This window comes from Streptomyces filipinensis (assembly GCF_014649495.1).
In the GTDB taxonomy this organism is placed as follows: Bacteria; Actinomycetota; Actinomycetes; order Streptomycetales; family Streptomycetaceae; genus Streptomyces; species Streptomyces filipinensis.
The window spans coordinates 25,583-48,259 of the sequence record NZ_BMTD01000005.1; the positions used below are offsets into that span (position 1 = coordinate 25,583).

The following is a 22,677-nucleotide window of genomic DNA, read 5'->3' on the forward strand; positions in this document are numbered from 1 at the left end:
GGGCAGGGGCCGGTGCACGGTCGCCACCTTTCAGCCCGCCACGGTCGCGGAGGAGTGCGGTGGCAGGCCAGCGCCGGCCGCCGCGCAGGTCCAGGGCCACCTCGGTCGGCTCCTCGGCGTCCAGGTTGCGCAGCGGGACGAGGACCGTGCCGTCCTTCCAGCGGCACTCGTCGGCGAACAGCCATCCGGGCAGCGCAGGTTGGGGATGTCCAGGGCCCGCAGCGCGTCCACGACGTCCCGGCGGATGCCGCCCTCGTTCGGGGATCGGGGAGTCCCCGCCGGCCCAGAAGCCGCCGTAGACGCACCGCCCGAGATGTTCGGCGAAGTGGCCGCCCCAGTCGCCGCCGAGTTGCGGCACCGCGCTCCCGCATACCCACTTTTTTGTGCGTACTTGGCAGCCGCAGTACCCCGGGAGAGGCTGTTTCACGAGGTCGGAGGCCGGGGCGACGATGCGGGAGGAGGTGACGGATGCGGGAGGAGGTGACAGCGGTGGTTCGTCAGGACGCGGCCCCGCGTGCGCGGAGCCGTTCCAGGCGGCGATGTCCCCAGTCGGACACGGGGCCCAGGGCCGCGGCCAGGTCGCGGCCGAAACCGGTCAGCGTGTACTCGGTCTTCGGCGGCAGCACGTCGTACACCTCCCGGTGCACCAGGCCGTCCTCCTCCATCTCGCGCAGCGCCTGAGTCAGCACCTTCTCGCTCAACCCCGGCAGCAGACGCCTTAGTTCCGCGGGCCGGTGCGGGCCGGACTCCAGACGCCACAACAGGGACGTCTTCCACTTGCCGTCGATCACGGCGACCGCGGCGGTCACCCCGCAGACGTTCGGGTCCTGGGCGCGGCTGCGTGTCATCGGCGTCCTCTTCTGTCGCTCATCAGGCCGTACGGCCGTATTCCTTTATCTCTACGGGAGTTGAAACATGCCCACGTCCACGAATCTTCCTGCCGTCACCGTGCTCGGTCTCGGCCCGATGGGCCGCTCGCTGGCCGGTGCGTTCCTGCGGGCCGGGCTGCGCACCACGGTCTGGAACCGCACACCGGGCCGGGACCGGGAACTGGTCGAGCAGGGCGCGGCGAGCGCCGGATCGGCCGAGGAGGCCGTGGCCGCCGGTGACCTGACCGTCGTCTGCGTGGTGGACTACGACGCGGTCGACGCCCTCCTGCGGCCCGAGCCCGTCACCCGCGCGCTCAAGGGCCGAACCGTCGTCAACCTCACCGCCGACACCCCTGCCCGGGCCCGCGAGACGGCGGACTGGGCGTCGGCCCACGGCATCCGCTACCTGGACGGCGCGATCATGACCCCGGCCCCCAGCATCGGCACCCCGGAAGCCGTCTTCCTGCACAGCGGACCGCGGGAGCCGTACGAGGAGATCCGGCCCGCGCTGGAGGCACTGGGCGGCACGCACACCCACCTCGGCGAGGACCCCGGACGCGCCGCCACGTTCGACATCGCGCTGCTCGACCTCTTCTGGACGGCCATGGCGGGCTACGCGCACGCCGTGGCGATCGCCCGCGCGGAGGGCGTCACGGCCGGAGAACTGGCACCCTTCGCCCAGGGCATCGGCGCGATCCTGCCGCCGCTCTTCGCCGAGTTCGCGCAGGACGCCGACGACGGCACCTACTCCGGGGCGATCAACCCCCTCACCTCGGCCGCGTCGACCATGGCCCATGTCGTGGCCGTCTCCGAGGCGCACGGCATCGACGCGGGCGTGATCCGAGCGGTGGAGGGCATGGCCCGGCGCACCATCGGCCTCGGCCATGGCACGGACGGCTTCATCCGGGTCGCGGAGGTGCTCGGCCGCCACTGATACCGGCCCGCCCGCAAGCGCTGCCCCGAGGTCGGCGGGCCTGCGACTTGTGCCGGACGCGGCACAGTGCGACGCTTCGGTCCGCCGGCCACGACCACAGCCGGCGGTGGCTGTGAGCAGTGGTTTTCCCCGGGAGGCGGACGGATCCCCCGGGGCGGCCGTGGACGGAACGGGGAGTGGCGCGATGGAGCTGGAGCTGCGGCACCTGCGGGTGCTGTGTGCGATCGCCGACGCCGGCAGCGTGGGGCGCGCGGCGGCACAGCTCGGCTACTCGCAGCCGGCCGTGAGCACCCAGTTGCGGCGCATCGAGCGCCACCTCGGCGAGCCGCTCTTCGAGCGCGGCACGAGCGGGGTCCGGCCGACCCGCTACGGCGCCGAGGTCGTCGCCCAGGCCCGCGACGTGCTGGCCCGCGCCGATGCCATCGGCCACCGCCCGGCCGCCGCGCGAGCCCGCCGTACGCTGCGCGTGGCGGCGACCAACTCGCCCATGCTGTCCGGCACGGTCTCCCGCGTCCGCACCCGCCTGCCGGAGCTGTCCCTCGCGGTCACCAGCGTCTACGCCTCCTCGCGGATCGTCGAGCTGCTGGAGGAGGGCGGGGTGGACGCGGCCATCGCCGCCGACTACCCAGGTATGGAGCTGAGCCACTCGGCGGCGGTACGGCACCGCGGGATCGTCACCGAGCCCACGTTCGTGGCCCTGCCCTCCCGGCACCGGCTGCGCCAGTGCGCTCAGGTCCAGCTCGCCGATCTCGCCGAGGACGCGTGGTTCGTGACCCCGGACGACGGCGCCGGCTGGCCCGGGGTGTTCTACGACGCCTGTGCGGCGGCCGGGTTCACACCGGTCACCGTCCACGAGTTCCTCGGCGACCAGACCCAGCTGCAGAGCATGATCGCCGACGGCCTGGGGGTGTCCCTCGTGCAGCCGACGCTGCGCCCGATCCCGCACGTCGTGGTCAAGCCGCTGGTCGGCTCGCCGCTGTGGTGCCGGTATGTGCTGGCGTGGCGGCCCGACACCGTCACCGAGGAGGTCGTGGAGGCGCTGTCCCAGTCCGCCACGGCCGCCTACCGCGAGCTCGTCGCCCAGGCACCCCACCTGCGGGCCTGGGCCTCGCGGACGTGGAGCGTCGGGGCGTAGCGACCGGCGTCCGCGGACGGTCGCCGCGACTGCGGCACGTCACAGGCGCGCCGCGATGTTATGAGCGAGCTGTGTCATGTGCTATGTCACACGGCATTGTTGGTGCGGGCGGCCCGCTGAGACAGTGCCTCACACGCCTCAACACCCCACCGAGGCGCATCCTTTCGTGGAGGAATCCCGATGCGCTATCGCTTCGCGCCGCCCAGACGCATGCCCGGCCGTCCGCACCCCCGTGCGCGCGGACGCATGGCCGGTGCCGCGGCCGTCTGCGTCACCGTGGCCGGTCTGCTGTCCACGCCGGCGCTGGCGGCACCGCAGCCGCACACCGCTGCCGCCACCACTCCCCGCGGGCACACGTCCGTGCCGTCACCGACCGGCGCGTCCACCGCCGTCACCGAGCGTCCCGCACACCAGGCCCGGCGGCTCAGCCCGGCCCAGCTCCCGCCCCTGCAGCCCCTGGCGGGCAGGCCGGCCCGCCAGGCGGCGACGGCGGCCTCCTGCACCCCGGGTGACTTCGGCAGCCGTTCCGGCTCCGCCCTCGCCGCCTTCGTGAAGGCCTCGTCCACGGACTGCGTCAACACCCTGTTCTCGGTCACCGGCAGGGACGCGCACGACGTCTTCCGTCAGTCCCAGATGCTCAGTGTGGCGGCCGCGTACACCCGCACGGCCGGGCAGTACCGCGGTGACGACTCCGGCGGCCTGGAGCAACTGGTCCTCTTCCTGCGCGCCGGCTACTACGTGCAGTTCAACCATCCCGGGGACGTGGGCTCCTACGGCGCCCGTCTGACCAAGGCGGTCACGGCCGGCCTGGACGCCTTCTTCGCCCGGTCCCACTCGCGCGACGTGACGGCGGTGAACGGCGACATCCTCGGCGAGACCGTCATCCTCACCGACAGCGCCGACCAGCAGGGCCGCTATCTGTACGTCTACCGGCGGCTGCTGAACGCCTACGCCGGCTCGTACGACTCCGTCGACAGCATGGTCAGGGCCGTCAACGACGTCTACACCCCGCTGTGGCGCGGCAACTGGAACCCCGGCTACGTGAAGGCGGTCGCGGACGACCCACGGATCATCGACACCCTGTACGACTTCGCGCTCGCCCACACCGATCTGCTCGGAACCGACCGGGCGTTCCTGGACTCCAACGCCGGGATGAACCTCGCCCGTTACGTCGAGCATCCCGAACTGCGGGACACCGTCCGCCCGTTGACCAGGGACCTGCTGGACGAGACCGCGATGACCGGCCCCACGGCAGGGCTCTGGGTCGCCGCCGCCACACAGGCCAACGCCTACGACAGCGCCGACTGCGCGTACTACGACGTCTGCGACCTGCCCGGCAAGCTGACCAAGGCCGTCCTGCCGGTCAGCCGCCAGTGCGATGCGAACGTCACCGTTCTCGCCCAGTCGCTGACCGCCACCGACCTCGACGCCGCCTGCGCCAGCGTGCTGAACCAGAGCGAGTACTTCCGCGGAGTCGTGAGGGCCGGGGGAGCGATACCGGGCCAGTACGTGTCCACCATCCAGCTCGTGGTCTTCACCAGCCGCGCCGACTACCAGACCTACGCCGGACCGATCTACGGCATCGACACCGACAACGGCGGCATGACCCTGGACGGCACCCCGTCCGACCCGGCCAACCACGTCACGTCGATCATGTACCAGAAGCCCACGGACGACGGTTTCACGGCCCGGATCTGGAACCTCAACCACGAGTACACGCACTTCCTCGACGGCCGCGACGACATGAAGGGCGCCTTCGAGCAGCAGATCTCGGTGCCCGACGTGTGGTGGATCGAGGGCGTCGCCGAGTACGTGTCCTACAGCTACCGGGGCATAGCCGACGACCAGGCGATCCAGGAGGCGGCCAAGCACACGTACAAGCTGAGCACCCTCTTCGAGAACACCTACGAGAACAGCGACGTCACCCGCACCTACCCGTGGGGCTATCTCGCCGTGCGCTACATGGCCGAGAGGCACCCCGACGACGTCCAGCGCATGCTCGACCGCTTCCGTGCCGGTGACTACGCCGGCGGATACGCCGTCTACCACGACGGCATCGGCACCCGCTACGACGCCGACTTCGACCAGTGGCTCACGGCGTGTGCCGCGGGCGCCTGTGCCGGTCCGGCCAAGGCCTGACCGTACGCGCCCCAGCGGGACGGCCGCCGACCGGAACCCGGTCGGCGGCCGTGGTCGTACCCCGGTACCGTCAGACGGCGGTCGCCGGGTACGTCGGGTACTCCACGCCCGACACGTGCTGGACGACGCGGACGACCTGGCAGGAGTAGCCGAACTCGTTGTCGTACCAGAGGTAGAGGATGGCGTTGTCGCCGTCGACCTTCAGGGCGCCGGCGTCCACGATCGAGGCGTGGCGCGAGCCGATGAAGTCGCTGGAGACCGCGTCGGGCGCCGTGATGAAGTCGATCTGCCGCTTGAGCGGCGAGGTCAGCGAGACCTCGCGCAGGTAGTCGTGGACCTCCTCGCGGGTGGCCTCGCGGGCCAGCTGCAGGTTCAGGATCGCGATCGAGACGTCCGGCACGGGGACGCGGATCGAGCTGCCGCTGATCTTCGCCTTGAGGTCCGGCAGCGCCTTGGCGACGGCGGAGGCGGCACCGGTCTCGGTGATCACCATGTTCAGCGGCGCGGAGCGGCCCCGGCGCTCGGACTTGTGGTAGTTGTCCAGCAGGTTCTGGTCGTTGGTGAAGGAGTGGACGGTCTCCACGTGGCCGCGCAGCACACCGTACTCGTCGTCCATCGCCTTCAGCGGCGGGACGATGGCGTTGGTGGTGCAGGAGGCGCAGGACAGGATCTGCTCGTCCGGCTTGATGGTGTCGTGGTTGACGCCGTGCACGATGTTCGGGACGTCGCCCTTGCCCGGCGCGGTGAGGACGACCTTCTCGATGCCCGGGCGCAGGTGCTTGGACAGGCCCTCGCGGTCGCGCCACTTGCCGGTGTTGTCGATGAGGATGGCGTCCCGGATGCCGTACTCGGTGTAGTCCACGGCCGACGGGTCGTCGGCGTAGATCACCTTGATGGCGTTGCCGTTGGCGACGATCGTGCTGCTGTCCTCGTCGACGGTGATGGTGCCCTGGAACTGGCCGTGGATGGAGTCGCGGCGCAGCAGCGAGGCGCGCTTCACGATGTCCTGGGCGCCGCCGCCGCGCACCACGATGGCACGCAGCATCAGGCCGTTGCCGGAGCCGGACTTCTCGATCAGCAGACGGGCGACGAGCCGGCCGATGCGGCCGAAGCCGTACAGCACGACGTCGCGCGGCTCACGGCGCTCGATCTTGTTGGCGCCGGTGGCACCGGCGACGGCCTCCGCGGTGAACTCCGCGACGCTCAGACCGCGTTCGTCGGCCTGGTACGTGGTGGCCAGCATGCCGAGGTCGATCTGGGAGGGCCCGAGGTCCAGCGAGGCCAGGGCCTCCAGGAACGGCATGGTCTCGGTGACCGACAGCTCCGCACCGGCGATCTGCCGGGCGAAACGGTGCGTCTTGAGAATGCTGACCACCGACTTGTTCACCAGGGAGCGGCTGTGCAGCAGGACGGTCACGTCCCGCTCGCGGTGCAGCTTCCCGATGAGCGGGATCATCGACTCCGCGATCTCCTCGCGGATCTTCCAGTTGGTGAACGAGTCGTCGTTGACAGTCACGGATCCATCTTTCGAGCTAGGCAGCGCTCATATGCTAACCGCACCTCTCAGGTGCTCCCTCCGAGGGGTCCGGAGTAAGGGATTTGCACCCATTCCTTGACTGATTCCTGAATAGGGGTGGAAGTGCGTAAGAAACCCGGGTCGCGCATTGCACGTCTTACCTGGCGTGCCCAAGGTCAACAGAGTGAGCACCTCTTCCGTACCGCGGCCGCCCGAGTCGGCCGCGCCTTCCGGTCCCCTCCGCCGCCCGGCCCTGCCGCGCATCGCCCGGCGCGGGACCCCCGAGGGCGCACTGCCCGCCCTCGCCCTGTTCGTGTCCGTCCGGCTCGCCGGGATCCTCGTGGTGCTCGTCACCAACGCCCTCAGGGGGCACCCGCTCCTGCGGGCCCTGGCCCACTCCTGGGACTCCCGCTGGTACCTGCACATCGCCGCCCACGGCTACGGCCACAAGATCTGGATCACGCCGCAGGGCGCCGTGCAGAGCGACTGGGCGTTCTTCCCGCTGTATCCGGGGCTCATCAGGGCGCTGACCACGGTCCTGCCCCTCACCCCCGGCCAGTCCGCGCTGCTCATCGCCTGGGCCGCGGCCGGAGTCGCGGCGTACGGCGTCTACGCCGTCGGCCACCACCTCTACGGCCGCGGGGTCGCCACCGCCCTGGTCGCGCTGTGGGCCGCCCTGCCGCACTCCGTCGAACTGACCATCGCCTACACCGAGTCGCTGTTCGCCGCGCTCGCGATCTGGTCCCTGTACTGCGTGCTCAGGGGACGCTGGCTGTGGGCCGGGGCGCTGGCCGCGCTGGCCGGGCTGTCCCGCCCGAGCGGGTTCGCGATCGCCGTGGCCGTCTCCCTCGCCGCCGGGTACGAGGCGCTGCGCCGGCGCGGCCGGGTCCCGGTGAGCCTGTGGGCCGGTGCCGTGCTGGCCCCGCTCGGCTGGCTCGGCTATGTGCTGTGGGTGGGAAGCCGGATGGGAGACGTGCTCGGCGGCTACTTCACGGTGCAGAGCGCCTGGGACTCCCGCTTCGACTTCGGCGTGGGATCGGCACGCTTCCTCAAAGCCCTGCTGCTGCACGGCGGGGGTGTCGTCTACCCGGCCTCTCTGGTGATCGTCGCGGCCGGCGTGCTGCTCTTCGCCCTGCTGTGCCTGGAGCGTGCTCCGCTGGTCCTCGTGGTCTTCGCCGGCGTCCTGATCCTGCTCGTGGTCGGCGGCTCCGGCTCCTTCTCCTCCAAGCCGCGGTTCCTGCTGCCCGCCTTCCCGCTGCTCATCCCCATGGCCCGTGCGCTGGCCCGGAGTTGGCGGAACCGGCCGGCCCACGCCATGGTCGTCTACGGCGCCCTCACCGTCGTGTCCCTGCTGTTCGGCGCCTATGTGACGGCGGTGGCCCGCTCCCCGCTGTGAGCGACCACCGGCTCCCTGGCGGCAGCCGGCGCCGGGCCGTCCGGCGCCGGGCGGTGATCGCGGCCGGGGCGGGCGCGCCGACAGCAGGACCACCGCCCGGAACGCCGTGCGCCGGGCCGGCAGTCGACCCGGCCGGCCCCGGCGGGCACGCCCACCACGCGGGCGAGCGTGGTACCGCCGGGGCGGCCCGGGCCTCGGCGTCGGCCGCGACCATCCCGGTCGCCGCCGCGAGCGCCGGCGTCGGCCACGGCCGCACGGGTTTGTCCGGCGCTGTGCGAACGCCGCGAATCGGGGTAGGCGGGGGGACGCCCGAGGAAAGGACCGTCATGACGACCTACGTGATCAGCGTCCCCGGCACCTTCACCGCGGACATCGGCACCGAGACCCGCAGTCGCCTGGCCACGGCGCTCAGGCCCGCCGATCCGCACGGCACCCGGATGGGCAACGCCGAGGACCTGGACGTACTCAGCGTCAACGAGGACAACACCTTCACGCTCCGCCTGACCGTCGAGGCGGACACCGGCCCGCACGCCGAGCAGGAGGCCCGCCGGATCGCCGGCTCCGCCCTCCGGGACGCGGGACTGGACGAGGGGAGCGCGCCGCTGGGGCCCGCTGTGATCACGGGGATCGACTCCGAGGTGCGCTGAGCCGTACCGCGGCCCCGCGCGGAGGCGAGATCTAACGATACGGGTAAAATCTAGGCGTTTGCCGAACATTCAGGCGGCCGGTCAGGGAAGGCCACCGCCCCGCCGGAAGTGATCGATGCCCCGCAAGCGCCCCCCGGACGAAGGCGACGAGCTGCTGGCCAGGCTCGGCTCGCTCACCGCCCAGGCACGGGAGCGCGCGGAGCTGCAGCGCACCCGGGTCGAGCTGGCCATCGCCCTGCAGCGCGGCATGCTGCCCCGGGACCTGCCCACCGCACCCGGCCTGCACCTCGCCGTCCGCTACACACCGGCCAACCTCGGTCTCAACGTGGGTGGCGACTGGTACGACGCGTTCGCCCTGCCCGACGGCCGGATCGGGCTGTCCATCGGCGACGTCCAGGGGCACAACATCGAGGCCACCGCCTTCATGGGCCAGGTGCGGGCAGGCCTGCGCGCCCTCGCCTCCGTCACCGGCGAGCCGGGCGAGCTCCTCGCCCGCACCAACGACTTGCTGCTCTCGCTGGGCAGCGAACTGTTCGCCACCTGCACCTTCATGCGCCTCGACCCGGCCACCGGAGTGCTGGAGTGCGCACGAGCCGGCCACATCCCGTTCGTGTGGGCCACGGCGGACGGCAAGTCGGGCGTCGTCGACGAGGAGGGAGGGCCGCCGCTCGGCATCGAACCGGGCATGGAGTTCCCCGTCAGCAGCCACCGGCTCACCACGGGCGGCGTGTTCGTACTGGTCACCGACGGCGTGGTGGAGGGACCCTCGCTGAACATCGAGGACGGCCTCGCACAGGTGGTGCGCCTCGCCGGTATCGCCGCCGTCGCCGGCCTGGAAGCCCATGCGCTGGCCGGCGCCGTGATCAAGTGTGCCGAGAGCGTCGGCCACGAGGACGACGCGGCCGTCCTGGTCGTCGGCCTGGACGGCATCCACGCATGACCCGACCGAACCGGACCCGGCGCCGCCAGGCTCGGCCGACCGCCCCCGCTGAGGTGGGCCGAGGGCCGTCTGTATCCGCCGCCGATGTGACGGCGGTCCTCCGGTTCTGTGCTGTCCGGTTCGGTCGGCTTGGCGCAGCTGGTCCGGGGGGCGGCACTGGCCCGAGCGGGGGCGGAGCCGGATCCGAAGCCGGGCCGGCCGGCCGGCGTCGGGCTGCCCGGGGATTCAGCCATAGGGCCGGACGGGATCGGCTCTCGCCTCGCCGTGGCGGGGGCGCCGGTGTGAGATGGCTGCTGTGGTGGGTTTCGAGGTTCTGCGCCGGCCGGGCGGCTACGCCGTCCAGGTGCTCGCCGTCGCGGCCTGCTACTACGCCGCGGCCCGGCTCGGACTCCTGCGCGAGCTCACCGTCGAGGGTGCCGTCGTCACCCCCGTCTGGCCGCCCACGGGCGTCGCCGTCGCCGCCCTGCTGATCCTCGGCCTGCGCTGCTGGCCCGGCGTCACGATCGGTGCCTTCTTCGCCGTGCTGTCCGTCACCGACCTCCGCCCGGACGTGTTGATCACCGTCGCCGGTCAGACCGGCGCACCGGTGTGCGCGGCGCTGCTGCTGCGCCGCGCACACTTCCACACCGACCTCGGCCGGTTGCGCGACGGCGTCGCCCTGGTCTTCCTGGGCGCACTGACCGCCACACTGATCAGCGCGACGGTCGGCGTCGGCCTCCTGGTCGTCACGGACAAGCTGGACGCGGCCTCCTTCTGGCCCGTGTGGCTGGCCTGGTGGGTGGGCGACGCCATGGGCGTCCTGATCGTCACCCCCTTGCTGCTGATAGTGAGCCACGCGCGCTGGCCTCCGCCCCTGGCCCGCTGGAAGGAGGCGACCGCGCTGGTCGTCGTCGCCTGCTGGCTGGTTCCGGTGGCCGCCTACAGCTCGATCAGCGTGCTCTTTCTCGTCTACCCGCTGCTCATCTGGGCCGCCCTGCGCTTCCAGCTCCTGGGCGGTGTGCTGTGTGCCCTCCTGACGTCCGTGCTGGCCACCGTCGCCGCGACGGACGGCGTCGGCCCCTTCGCGGGGCTGAGCCGGATCGAGGTCATGGCGAAGCTCCAGGCGTTCAACGGATCCATGGCCCTGACCGCGCTCCTGCTGTCCGCGGTGATCACCGAGCAGCGCAACACCCGGCGCTCGGTGGAGAAGGCCTGCCAGGAACTGGTCGAGGTGCTGGAACACCTCACCGCCGGCGAAGCCCCGCCGCCCCGGCCACAGCCGGACACCGGGAACACGCAGGGCGGACCCCGGCCGAACGGACCCCCGTGACGACTCCCGCGTCACCGGCCGGAGCGGTTCACCGGCCCCTCGTCGTCGCCGCCCGGCTCCGCGGAACCCGTACGTGACGTCGTGTCCCGGGGCTCGGCGGTCGGCGGGTGAGTGGCGCCGGTGGCGCCGGGCCGACCGCCGCCGGGCGTGCGGTAGCCGCCCAGGACGCCCGGAGGTGCGTCGGCGACGGCCTGGGCGCCGCTCATGTGGCGCCGGCCCTGCCCCCCGGCCCAGTGCTCCGGGTAGGGGTGGTCGAACGGCTCGGCGCAGACACGCTCCCGCTCCGTCTCGCGCCGGCCGTGTGCGGCCCGCTCGGCGGCCGTGGCGCTCTCGCCCCACCGGCCGCGGTCCCTGTCGTCGTGCCCGTGCCCACGGTCCTCGTCGCTCATGCGCCGCCGGGTACCCGGTCGACGGCCGGTGCCACCCCCTGCCCCGGCGTGTCGAACGGCCGGTCCGGGGCACTGGGAGACGATGGGCGCAGCCCGGACGGGCCCGGGCCGGACCGGAGGGACAGCGGCGGCATGGAGCAGCGGACGGCGAGAGCGGCGGACCAGCCGAGCGGTGCGGCCCGGCCCGGCTGCGGGCCCGCGCGACCGCACGACGGCCCGGCCGTACCGGTGCCGGACGCCGCCGACGCCCGCCGTGCCATCCCCCGCACCGACCACCTGCTGCGCGACCCCCGGCTGTCCCCGGCCGTGGACCGGCTCGGCGTCGGCGTGGTCAAGGCCGCCGTGCGCGAGGCCCAGCAGCGCGCCCGCGACGGAGGCATCCCGCCCGAGCAGGTGCTGCAGACCGCCCTCGCCCTGCTGCCCGGGACCGCGAGCGGCCTGCGCCCGGTGCTCAACGCCACCGGGGTGCTGCTGCACACCAACCTCGGCCGGGCCCCGCTGTCCGCCGCCGCCCGGCAGGCCGTCCAGGAGGCCGCAGGGCCCACGGACGTCGAACTGGACCTCGCGACCGGCGTACGAGCCCGCCGCGGTCGCTCCGCCCTCGCCGCCCTGCGCGACCGGGTGCCGGCCGCGGGCGCGGCGCACGTCGTCAACAACGGCGCCGCCGCGCTGGTGCTCGCCGCCACCGCCCTCGCGGCCGGCAAGGAGATCGTGGTCAGCCGCGGCGAGATGGTGGAGATCGGGGACGGCTTCCGCCTGCCCGACCTGCTCGTCACGACCGGCGCCCGGCTCCGCGAGGTCGGTACGACCAACCGCACGACCGCCGCCGACTACGCCGCCGTGCTCGGCCCTGACACCGGGTTCGTGCTCAAGGTGCATCCGTCCAACTTCCGCATCACCGGCTTCACCTGCTCCGCCGAGACCGCCGAGCTCACCGGTCTGGGCGTCCCGGTCGTCGTCGACATCGGCTCCGGACTGCTCGCCCCGCACCCCGCGCTGCCCGAGGAGCCCGACGCCGACACGCAGCTTCGCGCGGGCGCCGCCCTCGTCACCGCGAGCGGCGACAAACTGCTCGGCGGACCCCAGTGCGGACTGCTGCTCGGCGACCAGGACCTGGTCCGCGCTCTCGCCCGGCACCCGCTGGCCCGTGCCCTGCGTGTCGACAAGCTGACCCTGGCCGCGCTGGAGGCCACCCTCACCGGACCGCCCACCCCGACCGCCCTCGCCCTCACCGCCGATCCGGTCCGCCTGCGCGCCCGCGCCGGCCAGCTCGCCGAAACCCTCGCCGCCGACGGCCTCGACGTACGGGCCGTCGACTCCCGTGCCACCGTCGGCGGCGGAGGAGCACCCGGGGTCACCCTGCCCAGCGCGGCCCTCTCGCTGCCCGGGCCGTACGCCGCCGCCCTGCGCACCGGCCGCGTCCCGGTCGTCGGACGCCTGGAGGCGGGCCGCTGCCTGCTGGACCTGCGGGCGGTGCCCGAGCGGGACGACGCACGGCTGGCCGAAGCCGTGCGCGAGGCCGGGCCGGCCGGGAAGGGACGGGCATGATGCGCGTGCTCGCCACCGCCGGCCATGTCGACCACGGCAAGTCCGCCCTGGTGCGGGCGCTGACCGGCATGGAGCCCGACCGCTACGAGGAGGAACGCCGCCGGGGACTCACCCTCGACCTGGGCTTCGTATGGACCCGGCTCGGCCCGGAGGGCGACCACCTCGCCTTCGTCGACGTCCCCGGGCACGAACGCTTCGTGCCCACCATGCTGGCCGGAGTCGGACCGGTACCCGCCGTGCTGTTCGTGGTCGCCGCCGACCAGGGCTGGCAGCCGCAGTCGCAGGAGCACCTGGCGATCCTCGACGCGCTCGGCGTCCGGCACGCCGTCCTCGCGGTGACCCGCAGCGACCTCGCGGACCCGGAAGCCGTGCGCGGCGACGCCGTCGAGCGGCTGGCCGCGACCTCCCTCGGCAAGGTGCCCGCGGTCGCGGTGAGCGCGGTCACCGGTGCGGGACTGGACGAGCTGCGCGGTGAACTGGCTCGAACGGCAAGCGAGTTGGCCGACCCCGACCCCGGCGCCGACGTACGTCTGTGGCTCGACCGGGCCTTCACCGTGCGCGGGCACGGCACCGTCGTGACCGGCACGCTCGGCGCCGGCACCCTGCGCGTCGGCGACCGGCTGGTCACCGGGGACGGCACCGCCGTGCTGCGGGTGCGCGGGCTGCAGAGCCTGCACGAGGAACGGGCGGAGGTGAGCGGGGTGGCCCGCGTCGCGGTCAACGTGCACGGCCAGGGGGACGGCACCCTGCGCCGGGGACAGGTGCTGCTGACCCCGGACCGCTGGCTGAGCAGCGAGGTGATCGACGTCCGGGTCACCGGTGAGCCGGTCGCCGACCTGCCCCGCTCCCTCACCGTGCACATCGGCACCGCCGCCGTACCGGTGACGGTGCGCCCGCTCGGCGAGGACACCGCCCGCCTCGCCCTCGCCCGGGGACTGCCCCTGCGCGTCGGAGACCGCGCCGTGCTGCGCGAACCCGGCGGCAGCCGCACACCCTGCGGCGCCACGGTCCTCGACGTACGTCCGCCCCGGCTGACCCGGCGCGGGGCCGGCCGGGCGCGCGCGGCGGAGCTCGCGGGCATGACCGGCCGTCCCGACGGCACCGCCGAACTGCGCCGCCGCAAACTGATCCGGCGCGCCGACCTGCAGGCGATGGGCGTCCCGCCGCCTTCCGTGCTTGAGGGGCAGGACCCGGCGGACACCGTCGGCACCGGGAGCGGTGAGGCGCGCGTGCCCGCCCACGCCGCCGGGGACTGGCTGGCCGACCCGACGTACTGGAACGCTCTGAGGGACCGGCTGGCCGCCGAGGCCGGCCGGCACGCCCGCGCCCACCCGCTGGAACCCGGCCTGCCCGCCGAGGCAGCCCGCCGGCTGCTCGGCCTGCCCGACCGCGCCCTCGTCGACGCTCTGGCCGCAGCGACCCCCCGACTCCAGGCCCGCGGCGGCCGGTTGTACCCCTGCGACAGCCTCCGCCCCGCCCTCCCGCCGCCTGTCCGGGCCGCCGTGGACGCGGTGCGCGCGGACCTCGCCCGTACGCCGTTCCGCGCCCCCGAGGCCGGACGGCTCGCCGAACTCGGCCTGGACCGCAAGGCGTTGGCCGCCGCCGTCACCGCCGGAGCGCTGCTGCGGATCGCCGACGGGATCGTGCTGCTGCCCGGCGCCGACGCCGAGGCCGCCGCCGTACTGCGCGCCCTGCCCCAGCCGTTCACGCTCAGCGAGGCCCGGCGCGCACTGGACACCACCCGTCGGGTGGCCGTACCGCTGCTGGAGTTCCTGGACGCCCGGGGGCACACCGAACGCGTCGACGACCAGCGCCGGCGCTGCCGCGCGGACGCGGTGGACGGAGGCGGACGGGAATCGAACCCGCCGGCCCGAGATCCTCGGACCCCTCGGTTTTGAAGACCGGGAGGGCCACCAGGCACCCACACGCCTCCACCGCTCGTCAGGCTACTGCCCCAGGAGACCGCCGGTATGACATCGACATCCCCACCGACCGGCCGGGCGCCCGTCCGGCTCACCCAGTACGCCCACGGCGGCGGATGCGCCTGCAAGATCCCGCCCGGGGAGCTGGAGGAGGTGGTCGCCGGGCTGACCGCGCCCCCGCTCACCGGCGGCGACACCCCGTTGCTCGTCGGGCTCGCCACCGGTGACGACGCCGCCGTGGTCACGCACCGCGGGACGGCGGTCGTGTGCACGGCGGACTTCTTCACCCCGGTCGTGGACGACCCGTACGACTGGGGGCGCATCGCCGCCGCGAACGCGCTGTCCGACGTGTACGCGATGGGCGGCCGGCCGGTGCTCGCCGTGAACCTGCTGGCCTGGCCGCGCGACCGGCTCCCCTTCGAGCTGGCCCGCGAGGTGCTGCGCGGGGGACTGGACATCGCCACCGAGGCCGGCTGCCATGTCGGCGGCGGGCACAGCGTCGACGACCCGGAACCGAAGTACGGCATGGCCGTCACCGGCCTCGCCGACCCCGAGCGGCTGCTGCGCAACGACGCCGGGCGGCCCGGGCTGCCGCTGTCGCTGACCAAGCCGCTGGGCGTGGGCGTCCTGAACAACCGGCACAAGGCCACCGGTGAGCGGTTCGAGCAGGCTGTCGCCACCATGACGGCGCTCAACCGGGACGCCGCGCAGGCCGCCCTCGCGGCCGGGGCCACCTGCGCCACCGACGTCACCGGGTTCGGTCTCCTCGGCCACCTGCACAAGCTGGCCCGCGCCTCCGGCGTGACCGCCGTGGTCGACACCGCCGCCGTCCCCTACCTGGACGGGGCGCGGGAGGCCGTCCGGGACGGATACGTCAGCGGCGGCACCCGGCGCAACCTCGAATGGGTCGCCCCGCACACCGACTTCGGGACCACCGACGCCGACACCCGGCTGCTGCTGGCGGACGCCCAGACCTCCGGCGGGCTGCTCGTGGCCGGTGAGGTGCCCGGAGCAGCGGTGGTGGGCGAGCTGGTGCCCCGCGGCGCGCACTCGATCGTCCTCCGGTAGGGGCCCTCAGGGCTCCGTTCCGGTGTGGCCGTCGATGCCCGCCCGGGTCCGGTAGGCCCGCACCAGCTCCACGGATGCCGGACCCCGTGGCCGGCGGCCCGGGCGGATGTCCACGGCGAACGCCTTCGACTCCTGGATGTGCGTGTTCGGATCCAGCGACAGATGCAGCAGCTCGTTGGCCGCGTCCCCGGTGCTGTAGCCGTTGGGACCCCAGTGGTACGGCAGGCCCACCTGGTGCAGTCGCCGTCCCTGTACCGTCAGCGGCGTCATCCGGTCCGTCACCAGCACCCGCGCCTCGATCACCCCGCGGGCGCTGACGATCGTCGCCCACCCGGTGTGCTCCAGGCCCCGCTCGGCCGCGAGCTCCGGGGAGACCTCGCAGAAGAACTCCGGCTGCAGCTCGGCCAGATACGGCTGCCAGCGGGACATGCCGCCCGCCGTGTGGTGCTCGGTCAGCCGGTAGGTGGTGGCCACGTACGGGAACACCTGGGAGCCGGGCTCGTCACCGCTGGGCTGGTAGCGGTTGTCGCGGACCGTGGGCATCAACTGCCGCACCGGGTTGCGCTGCTGGTCGTAGAGCAGGTTCGGGAACGGCGAGTCCTGCGGCTCGTAGTGGGCCGGCAGCGGGCCGTCGGTGAGCCCGGACGGCACGTACAGCCAGGCCTTGCCGTCGGCCTGCATGATGAACGGGTCCGTGCCGGACAGCGCGTCCGGGCCGGTGGCGTCCTTCGGCGGCTCGTGATCGGGCGCCTTGTCCTTCTTGAAGTCGGGCACGTCGTGCCCGGTCCACTCGCCCTTCGCCGGGTCCCACCACACCAGCGCCTTCCGCTCGCTCCACGGCCTGCCCCCGGGATCGGCGGAGGCGCGGTTGTACAGGATCCGCCGGTTGGCGGGCCAGGCCCAGGCCCACCCGGCGGCCACCCAGTCCTGCTCCCGGCCGGGCTTTCGGCGGGCCGCCTGGTTGACGCCGTCGGCGTAGACACCGCAGTAGATCCAGCAGCCGCAGGCGGTGGAGCCGTCCGGTTTCAGTTCCTCGTAGGAGGACAGCGGCCTGCCCTCGGCGTCCTGGCCGTTGATCTCGGCGAGGACCGCCTCGGCCTCCGGTTCGGCGATGCCGCCCTTCGTCGGGTAGTCCCAGGTCAGGTCGAGCAGCGGCCGGTCCATCTCGTCGGTGGACCCGGCGAGCTTCTCCCGGATGATCCGCCCCAGGTGGTAGGTGAACCACAGGTCGCTGCGCGCCTCGCCGGGCGGCTCGACCGCCTGGTGGTGCCACTGCAGCAGCCGCTGGGTGTTGGTGAAGCTGCCGTCCTTCTCGGTGTGCGCGGCGGCCGGCAGGAAGAACACCTCGGTGCGGATGTCCTCGGTGCGCAGCTCCCCGGTCTCGATCTCCGGGCCGTCCTTCCACCAGGTGGCCGACTCGATCAGCGAGAAGTCACGGACCACCAGCCAGTCCAGGTTCGCCATGCCGAGCCGCATCAGCTTGGAGTTGGCGTTGCCCACCGCCGGGTTCTCGCCGTACAGGAAGTAGCCCTTGCAGGTGCCCTTCCGCTGGGCCATGGCCGTCTCGTACGCCGAGTGGGAGCCGGTGAGCCGGGGCAGGTAGTCGAAGCAGAAGTCGTTCTCCTCGGTCGCCGCCGCACCCCAGTACGCCTTGAGCAGACTCACCAGGTACGAGCGCATGTTGCCCCAGTAACCCTTGTGCGCCGCCTCCGCCTCGATGAAGGCGTTCAGGTCCTGGTTCTGATGGGCGTGCGGCATCGGGATGTAGCCCGGCAGCAGGTTGAACAGCGTCGGGATGTCCGTGGAGCCCTGGATCGAGGCGTGCCCGCGCAGGGCCAGGATGCCGCCGCCGGGCCGGCCGATGTTGCCGAGCAGGGTCTGCAGCACGGCCGCCCCGCGGATGTACTGCACCCCGACCGTGTGCTGCGTCCAGCCGACCGCGTAGGCGAAGGCCGTGGTCCGCTCACGCCCGGAGTTCTCCGTGACCAGCTCGCACACCTGCCGGAACAGGTCCTGCGGCACCCCGCAGACCTGCTCGACCATCTCGGGGGTGTAGCGGGCGTAGTGGCGCTTGAGCACCTGGAAGACACAGCGCGGGTGGGTGAGCGTCTCGTCCCGCTCCGGCTCGCCCTCGCCGATCACCGCGCCGCCGGAGCCGTGCGCCTCGCCGCGTGCCGCCTCGGTCACCGAACCGCCGGTGCGCTTCTCGTACTCCGCGTCGCGCTGGCCGGAGGCCGCCTGGACCTCGGTGCCCTCGTACTGCCAGCTGCTGTTGTCGTAGGAGCGGCTGTCGGCGTCGAGCCCGGAGAAGACGCCCCCCAGGTCCTCGGTGTCCCGGAAGTCCTCCCGCAGGATCACCGGGGCGTTGCTGTACGCCACGATGTAGTCGCGGAAGTACTTCTCGTGCTCCAGGACGTGGTTGACGATCCCGCCGAGGAACACGATGTCCGTTCCCGCGCGCAGCGGCACGTGCACGTCGGCGAGCGCGCTGGTGCGGGTGAAGCGCGGATCGACATGGATCACCTTGGCGCCCCGCGCCTTGGCCTCCATCACCCACTGGAACCCGACCGGATGGCACTCGGCCATGTTCGAGCCCTCGATGACGATGCAGTCCGCGTTCTGCAGGTCCTGCTGGAAGGTGGTCGCGCCGCCGCGTCCGAACGAGGTTCCCAGACTGGGAACGGTGGAGGAGTGTCAAACACGCGCCTGGTTCTCGATCTGGATCGCTCCGAGCGCCGTGAACAACTTCTTGATCAGGTAGTTCTCTTCGTTGTCGAGCGTGGCCCCGCCGAGGCTCGCGATGCCGAGCGTGCGCCGGGTGCGGGTCTCGTCGACCTCCCACTCCCAGCCGGCCCGGCGCGCCTCGACCACCCGGTCGGCGATCATGTCCATCGCCGTGTCGAGGTCCAGCCGCTCCCACCCGGTGCCGTACGGGCGCCGGTAGAGGACGTGGTGCTCGCGGGCGTCCCCGGTCGTCAGCTGCAGGCTCGCCGCACCCTTGGGGCACAGCCGGCCGCGCGAGATGGGGGAGTCCGGGTCGCCCTCGATCTGGGTGACCTTCTCGTCCTGGACGTACACGTTCTGGCCGCAGCCCACCGCGCAGTACGGGCAGACGGACTTCACCACCCGGTCGGCGGTGGCCACCCGGGGCTGCAGTCGCTCACTGCGCCCGCTCTTGGCCGCGGCGCCCCGGCCCAGTGGATCGGTGCCCGTCAGCTGGCGGTAGACCGGCCAGGAGTCGATCCAGGTGCGTACGCCCACGGCCACTCCTCCCGCTCGTTCTCCTGATTTTCCCGCACACGCGCGGCCACGGCATCTCTCGCCCTGGTGGGCCGCGGAGTACCCCCGTCGGGCGGGGCCAAACAGAGGCGCCGGGGAGCCGGGAAGCCCCGTCGCTGGTGTGTCGGCGCACGGCCCGCCACCTGGTGCCGGTAATGTCCGGTTGGCACCGCCGTCGCGAGGCCGTCGGGCAGTCCCGGGTATCCGGGAGGAACGCGAGGCCCAGGCGCTCGCCCTCCCCGCGCCCGGAGGTGACCCCCTTGCCCGCTGTCCGCCGCCCCTACGTCCTGCTGTTCGACGTGAACGAGACGCTCACCGACATGGCCCCGCTCGCCGCCCGCCTGGAGCACGTCGGTCTGCCCGGGCACCTCCTCACCGCCTGGTTCGCCGGCGTGCTGCGGGACGGCGTGGCCCTCACCCTGGCCGGCGGCCACGCCTCCTTCGCGGCCGTCGCCGGGGAAGGCCTGCGGGCGCTGGCGGCCGCCGAGGAGGGCGCCAGCGACCCGGAACAGGCCGCGGCGTACGTCCTCGCCGGACTGCCCGACCTGCCCCTGCACCCGGACGTGCCCCGAGGCGTACGCGCGCTGCACGCGGCCGGTTACCGACTGGCCACCCTGACGAACGGCTCGGCCGACACCACCCGTGCCGTGCTGGACCGGGCCGGGCTGACCGACTGCTTCACCACCCACCTGGACGTGGCGGGCCCCGGCCGCTGGAAGCCCGCCCGGGAGGCCTACGCGTACGCCCTGGACGCCGTGGGCGTGGCCGCCGACGAGGCCCTGCTGGTCTCGGTGCACCCCTGGGACATCGACGGCGCCGGCCGCGCCGGCCTGACCACCGCCTGGCTGCGCCGCACATCGCACCCCTACCCCTCGGTGGCCCGCCCCGCCGGCCTGACCGCGACTTCGCTGCCGGACCTGGCGGCCCGGCTCGGCGCCGAGTAGGTCAACGGCCGCGCGCGGCGAGCCGTTCCCGCTGCGGTACGACCGTGTACGCGGGATCCTCGGCGGACGCCACCCCGGCGTGGAACACGCCGAAGCGCAGCGCCGCCGAGCCGGTGAGCAGGGCGGCCCCGGACGCCAGGGCGAGCCGCCGGTCCCGTCCGCCGAACAGGGCGAGGGCCGCGCCGCCCGCCGTCAGGAGCTCCGCCGCCCGTAGCAACAGGTGGGGCCTGCCCTGGTCGAAGGACTCGGCGGGCAGGCCCATGCGCCGCTTCATCGTCCGGAACGCACCCAGTTCCAGGGCGGCCCCGAGGACGGCCGTCCGACGGGCGGGCCCCGCCTCGGCGGTCGGAGCCGCGGCCAGGGCCAGACCGGACGCGGCGGTGGCCGCGGAGCCCGCGAAGACGAACGGCAGTTCCCGGTAGCCCTCGTGCCATGCGGGCACCGCCGTGTCCGAGAGCAGCACCGCGGTGTAGGTCGCCACCGCTGGGCCGAGCACGGCGGAGGCCGCCGTCGCGGCCGAGCCCAGCAGCCGCCAGCGGCCCGCCACCTCGGTGGCCGCCGCGGTCAGCGTCAGCGGCGCGTACCCCGCCAGCAGCCACGAGCCCACGCTCATCGGGGAGGTCGGCTTGAGGACCCGCAGCATGTTCAGGAAGCGGGCCGGGCGGCCCAGGTCGTGCACCAGCGCGGCCAGTGAGAGCGAGATCGCCCCGGCCGCCCCGAGCTTCGCCGGGGCCGCGAGCCCCGGCCGGCCGGTGACCTGGCCTCCGGCCGCGAGCAGCGAGGAGGCCCCGGCCAGGCCGCCCAGGTAGAGATAGCCCGCGATGTCCAGGGGCTTCCACGTCGGCTTGTTCAGCACCGGCTTGCCGTAGTACGACGAGAACGTGGCGTCCGGCACCATGGGCTGCTCGCCCCGCCCTCGCCGCCGCCGACGGCGACCCGCGCGCGTGCCCGTCGGCGCCTCCCGGCCGGGCCGCGTGCCCTGTACGCCGTGGCGCGTGACGTCCGACTCGCTCATCGCGGCCTCCGCAGGAAACCGCCGAGGGCGAGGGCGGCCAGGGAGGCGGCGGCCAGGGCCGCGTGCCGCCACATGTCGGGCAGGTCCCGGGTGGTGACCACCGGGTCCGGGGGCAGGCCGTAGACCTCCGGGTCGTCCAGCAGCAGGAAGAACGCCCCGTCGCCGCCGACCCCGTCCTCGGGGTTCTCGCCGTACAGCCGGGCGTCGGTCACGCCGGCCGCGCGCAGCTGCGCCACCCGGTCCCGGGCCCGCTCGCGCAGTTCCTCCAGCGGGCCGAACTGGATGGAGTCCGTGGGGCAGGACTTGGCGCAGGCGGGCTCCATGCCGACGCCGAGCCGGTCGTAGCACAGCGTGCACTTCCACACCCGGCCGTCGTCCTTGCGCTGGTCGATGACGCCGTACGGGCAGGCGGGCACGCAGTAGCCGCAGCCGTTGCAGACGTCCTCCTGGACGACGACCGTGCCGAACTCGGTGCGGAACAGGGCCCCGGTCGGGCAGACGTCCAGGCAGGCGGCGTGCGTGCAGTGCTTGCACACGTCCGAGGCCATCAGCCAGCGCAGCTCGGTGCGGCCGTCGGGCGAGAGGGGCGAGATCTGCCCGGCGGGCGCGCCCTCGGGGGCCGGGCCCGGCGGGGGAGCGGTGGCGCCGGGACCGGGGGAGGCGGCGTCGGTGCCGAGGCGCGCTGCGGCGGCGAACACGTCGACGTCCTCGTGCGCCACCCCGGGCTCCTGCCCGCCGAACGGTTTGCGCTGCTCGATGAAGGCCACGTGCCGCCAGGTGTCGGCGCCCAGGCTCTGGGTGTTGTCGTAGGACATACCGGTCAGTTCGAGACCGTCCTCAGGGATGGCGTTCCACTCCTTGCAGGCCACCTCGCACGCCTTGCAGCCGATGCACACCGAGGTGTCCGTGAAGAAGCCCATCCGCGGCGGGGCGTCCGGGTAGCCGGAGGCGCCGGCCACGTCCGGCTGCGGGCCGTACAGCAGGTTTCCGCGGACCTCGTCGCCCTCGCTCATCCCCGTGCCTCCTCCCTCATCACTCCTCGCCCTCCTCGGGTACCTCGCCCGACGCCGCTCGCACGCAGGCCTGGCAGAAGCCGATGTGCAGCACCGGCGCCTACGCCTCGGAGGTCGTCGGCCGCGCAGCGGCGGAGACGAGCCGGTGTACGGCCGTTCCCTCATGTCCGGGTGGAAGAGGAACGTCAGCCAGACGCCCGCCTCGGACACCGCCACCGCGCCCGCCTTGCGCCCGTGCCGGGCCCCTCTCTCCCGGTGCTCTGTATTGAGCCTGGCACGGGTGCCCTTGCGACGCTCGCCCGAAACGGTCGCGCCGGTCTGGGCGTCCGGAGGGGCCCGGACGTGCCTCGCGGGCACGGGGGAGAAGTCCCGCCCGCACGCCTTGGACAAACTGTTCCGGATACCCGGCTGACCCGGCCTCATGCCTGTCTCCGCGGGTGATTTTCATGATCGTCGAAGGTTGGCCGGATGCTTTGTCCGAGCCGGTCCAGCTGGGTTAACCTGCGGCGTATTTTCTCATCGTGCACGTCCGTGAACTGCGGAAATGTACATGCCAGCCGCCGGGTCAGGCCGTGTGCCCGGCAGTGGTTCCGAGCCCTCGCGCGAGGGCTCCT

At 73.3% G+C, this 22,677-nt stretch carries 16 protein-coding genes, 1 tRNA gene and 1 pseudogene; 11 read left to right on the forward strand and 7 right to left on the reverse strand.

Going from position 1 to position 22,677, the window contains the following annotated elements; all coding sequences use genetic code 11:
• Positions 1-497: 497 nt before the first annotated feature.
• A complete protein-coding gene (locus IE244_RS13410) occupies positions 498-848 on the reverse strand; it encodes a winged helix-turn-helix transcriptional regulator (protein ID WP_191873739.1) in 351 nt (116 codons plus the stop codon).
• A 67-nt stretch (positions 849-915) separates the two neighbouring features.
• On the opposite strand from IE244_RS13410, the gene IE244_RS13415 reads away from it, so the two are divergent.
• From IE244_RS13415 to IE244_RS13425, 3 genes are all read left to right on the forward strand, one after another.
• The gene (locus tag IE244_RS13415; RefSeq protein WP_191873740.1) at positions 916-1,803 is read left to right on the forward strand and encodes an NAD(P)-dependent oxidoreductase; all 888 of its coding nucleotides are present in this window, start codon (positions 916-918) and stop codon (positions 1,801-1,803) included.
• Between the two features lie 184 nt (positions 1,804-1,987).
• On the forward strand, positions 1,988-2,938 hold the full coding sequence (locus IE244_RS13420; RefSeq protein WP_191873741.1) for a LysR family transcriptional regulator: 951 nt from the start codon (positions 1,988-1,990) through the stop codon (positions 2,936-2,938).
• Positions 2,939-3,118: 180 nt separating this feature from the next.
• Positions 3,119-5,077 (forward strand): collagenase, encoded by a 1,959-nt coding sequence (locus IE244_RS13425; protein ID WP_229854080.1) that lies wholly within the window; start codon positions 3,119-3,121, stop codon positions 5,075-5,077.
• Positions 5,078-5,147: 70 nt separating this feature from the next.
• Here the strand turns inward: IE244_RS13425 and IE244_RS13430 are convergent, their stop codons facing one another.
• Positions 5,148-6,593 (reverse strand): glyceraldehyde-3-phosphate dehydrogenase, encoded by a 1,446-nt coding sequence (locus IE244_RS13430; RefSeq protein ID WP_031161145.1) that lies wholly within the window; start codon positions 6,591-6,593, stop codon positions 5,148-5,150.
• Between the two features lie 184 nt (positions 6,594-6,777).
• On the opposite strand from IE244_RS13430, the gene IE244_RS13435 reads away from it, so the two are divergent.
• The 4 genes from IE244_RS13435 (at position 6,778) to IE244_RS13450 (ending at position 10,885) form a co-directional block, all read left to right on the forward strand.
• Positions 6,778-7,989: a putative hexosyltransferase gene (locus tag IE244_RS13435; protein ID WP_229854081.1), complete on the forward strand. Its 1,212-nt coding sequence runs from the start codon at positions 6,778-6,780 to the stop codon at positions 7,987-7,989.
• 326 nt (positions 7,990-8,315) lie between these two features.
• Positions 8,316-8,636 (forward strand): hypothetical protein, encoded by a 321-nt coding sequence (locus IE244_RS13440; protein WP_191873743.1) that lies wholly within the window; start codon positions 8,316-8,318, stop codon positions 8,634-8,636.
• 115 nt (positions 8,637-8,751) lie between these two features.
• Entirely contained in the window at positions 8,752-9,576 is an 825-nt protein-coding gene (locus IE244_RS13445; protein ID WP_191873744.1) for a PP2C family protein-serine/threonine phosphatase, read from the forward strand.
• 286 nt (positions 9,577-9,862) lie between these two features.
• Positions 9,863-10,885: an MASE1 domain-containing protein gene (locus IE244_RS13450; protein WP_191873745.1), complete on the forward strand. Its 1,023-nt coding sequence runs from the start codon at positions 9,863-9,865 to the stop codon at positions 10,883-10,885.
• 11 nt (positions 10,886-10,896) lie between these two features.
• Here IE244_RS13450 and IE244_RS13455 read toward each other — a convergent pair whose 3' ends face one another.
• Positions 10,897-11,274: a hypothetical protein gene (locus IE244_RS13455; RefSeq protein ID WP_191873746.1), complete on the reverse strand. Its 378-nt coding sequence runs from the start codon at positions 11,272-11,274 to the stop codon at positions 10,897-10,899.
• Positions 11,275-11,406: 132 nt separating this feature from the next.
• Between IE244_RS13455 and selA the strand changes: the two genes are divergently transcribed.
• Positions 11,407-12,822: an L-seryl-tRNA(Sec) selenium transferase gene (gene selA, locus IE244_RS13460; RefSeq protein WP_191873747.1), complete on the forward strand. Its 1,416-nt coding sequence runs from the start codon at positions 11,407-11,409 to the stop codon at positions 12,820-12,822.
• Positions 12,822-14,654, forward strand: a pseudogene (locus IE244_RS13465) (SelB domain-containing protein); the annotation flags it as partial. The gene selA and the pseudogene IE244_RS13465, both read left to right, overlap by 1 nt.
• 4 nt (positions 14,655-14,658) lie before the next feature.
• On the opposite strand, the gene IE244_RS13470 reads toward IE244_RS13465, so the two are convergent.
• Positions 14,659-14,755: transfer RNA gene (locus IE244_RS13470), tRNA-Sec, on the reverse strand.
• 37 nt (positions 14,756-14,792) lie between these two features.
• Here IE244_RS13470 and selD point away from each other — a divergent pair.
• The gene (gene selD, locus IE244_RS13475; protein WP_191873748.1) at positions 14,793-15,812 is read left to right on the forward strand and encodes a selenide, water dikinase SelD; all 1,020 of its coding nucleotides are present in this window, start codon (positions 14,793-14,795) and stop codon (positions 15,810-15,812) included.
• A gap of 6 nt (positions 15,813-15,818) precedes the next feature.
• Here selD and fdh read toward each other — a convergent pair whose 3' ends face one another.
• Entirely contained in the window at positions 15,819-19,073 is a 3,255-nt protein-coding gene (gene fdh, locus IE244_RS13480; protein WP_191873749.1) for a formate dehydrogenase, read from the reverse strand.
• Between the two features lie 278 nt (positions 19,074-19,351).
• Here fdh and IE244_RS13485 point away from each other — a divergent pair, with 278 nt between their 5' ends.
• Positions 19,352-20,035, forward strand: coding sequence for a haloacid dehalogenase type II (locus IE244_RS13485; protein WP_191873750.1), 684 nt, complete (start codon positions 19,352-19,354; stop codon positions 20,033-20,035).
• Position 20,036: 1 nt separating this feature from the next.
• Here the strand turns inward: IE244_RS13485 and nrfD are convergent, their stop codons facing one another.
• Both nrfD and IE244_RS13495 read right to left on the reverse strand, forming a co-directional pair.
• Positions 20,037-21,050, reverse strand: a complete 1,014-nt coding sequence (gene nrfD, locus IE244_RS13490) for an NrfD/PsrC family molybdoenzyme membrane anchor subunit (RefSeq protein WP_191873751.1) — start codon at positions 21,048-21,050, stop codon at positions 20,037-20,039.
• A complete protein-coding gene (locus tag IE244_RS13495; RefSeq protein WP_191873752.1) occupies positions 21,047-22,063 on the reverse strand; it encodes a 4Fe-4S dicluster domain-containing protein in 1,017 nt (338 codons plus the stop codon). Before IE244_RS13495 ends, nrfD begins: the two co-directional genes overlap by 4 nt.
• Between the last annotated feature and the right edge of the window lie 614 nt (positions 22,064-22,677).

Excerpts from the sequence above, each read along its gene's own strand:
- IE244_RS13415 (WP_191873740.1), top strand. The coding sequence starts at position 916 with ATGCCCACGTCCACGAATCTTCCTGCCGTCACCGTGCTCGGTCTCGGC.
- selD (WP_191873748.1), top strand. The coding sequence starts at position 14,793 with ATGACATCGACATCCCCACCGACCGGCCGGGCGCCCGTCCGGCTCACC.
- IE244_RS13440 (WP_191873743.1), top strand. The coding sequence starts at position 8,316 with ATGACGACCTACGTGATCAGCGTCCCCGGCACCTTCACCGCGGACATC.
- IE244_RS13420 (WP_191873741.1), top strand. The coding sequence starts at position 1,988 with ATGGAGCTGGAGCTGCGGCACCTGCGGGTGCTGTGTGCGATCGCCGAC.
- IE244_RS13495 (WP_191873752.1), bottom strand. The coding sequence starts at position 22,063 with ATGAGCGAGGGCGACGAGGTCCGCGGAAACCTGCTGTACGGCCCGCAG.
- IE244_RS13425 (WP_229854080.1), top strand. The coding sequence starts at position 3,119 with ATGCGCTATCGCTTCGCGCCGCCCAGACGCATGCCCGGCCGTCCGCAC.
- IE244_RS13410 (WP_191873739.1), bottom strand. The coding sequence starts at position 848 with ATGACACGCAGCCGCGCCCAGGACCCGAACGTCTGCGGGGTGACCGCC.
- IE244_RS13445 (WP_191873744.1), top strand. The coding sequence starts at position 8,752 with ATGCCCCGCAAGCGCCCCCCGGACGAAGGCGACGAGCTGCTGGCCAGG.
- IE244_RS13450 (WP_191873745.1), top strand. The coding sequence starts at position 9,863 with ATGGCTGCTGTGGTGGGTTTCGAGGTTCTGCGCCGGCCGGGCGGCTAC.
- selA (WP_191873747.1), top strand. The coding sequence starts at position 11,407 with ATGGAGCAGCGGACGGCGAGAGCGGCGGACCAGCCGAGCGGTGCGGCC.
- IE244_RS13455 (WP_191873746.1), bottom strand. The coding sequence starts at position 11,274 with ATGAGCGACGAGGACCGTGGGCACGGGCACGACGACAGGGACCGCGGC.
- nrfD (WP_191873751.1), bottom strand. The coding sequence starts at position 21,050 with ATGAGCGAGTCGGACGTCACGCGCCACGGCGTACAGGGCACGCGGCCC.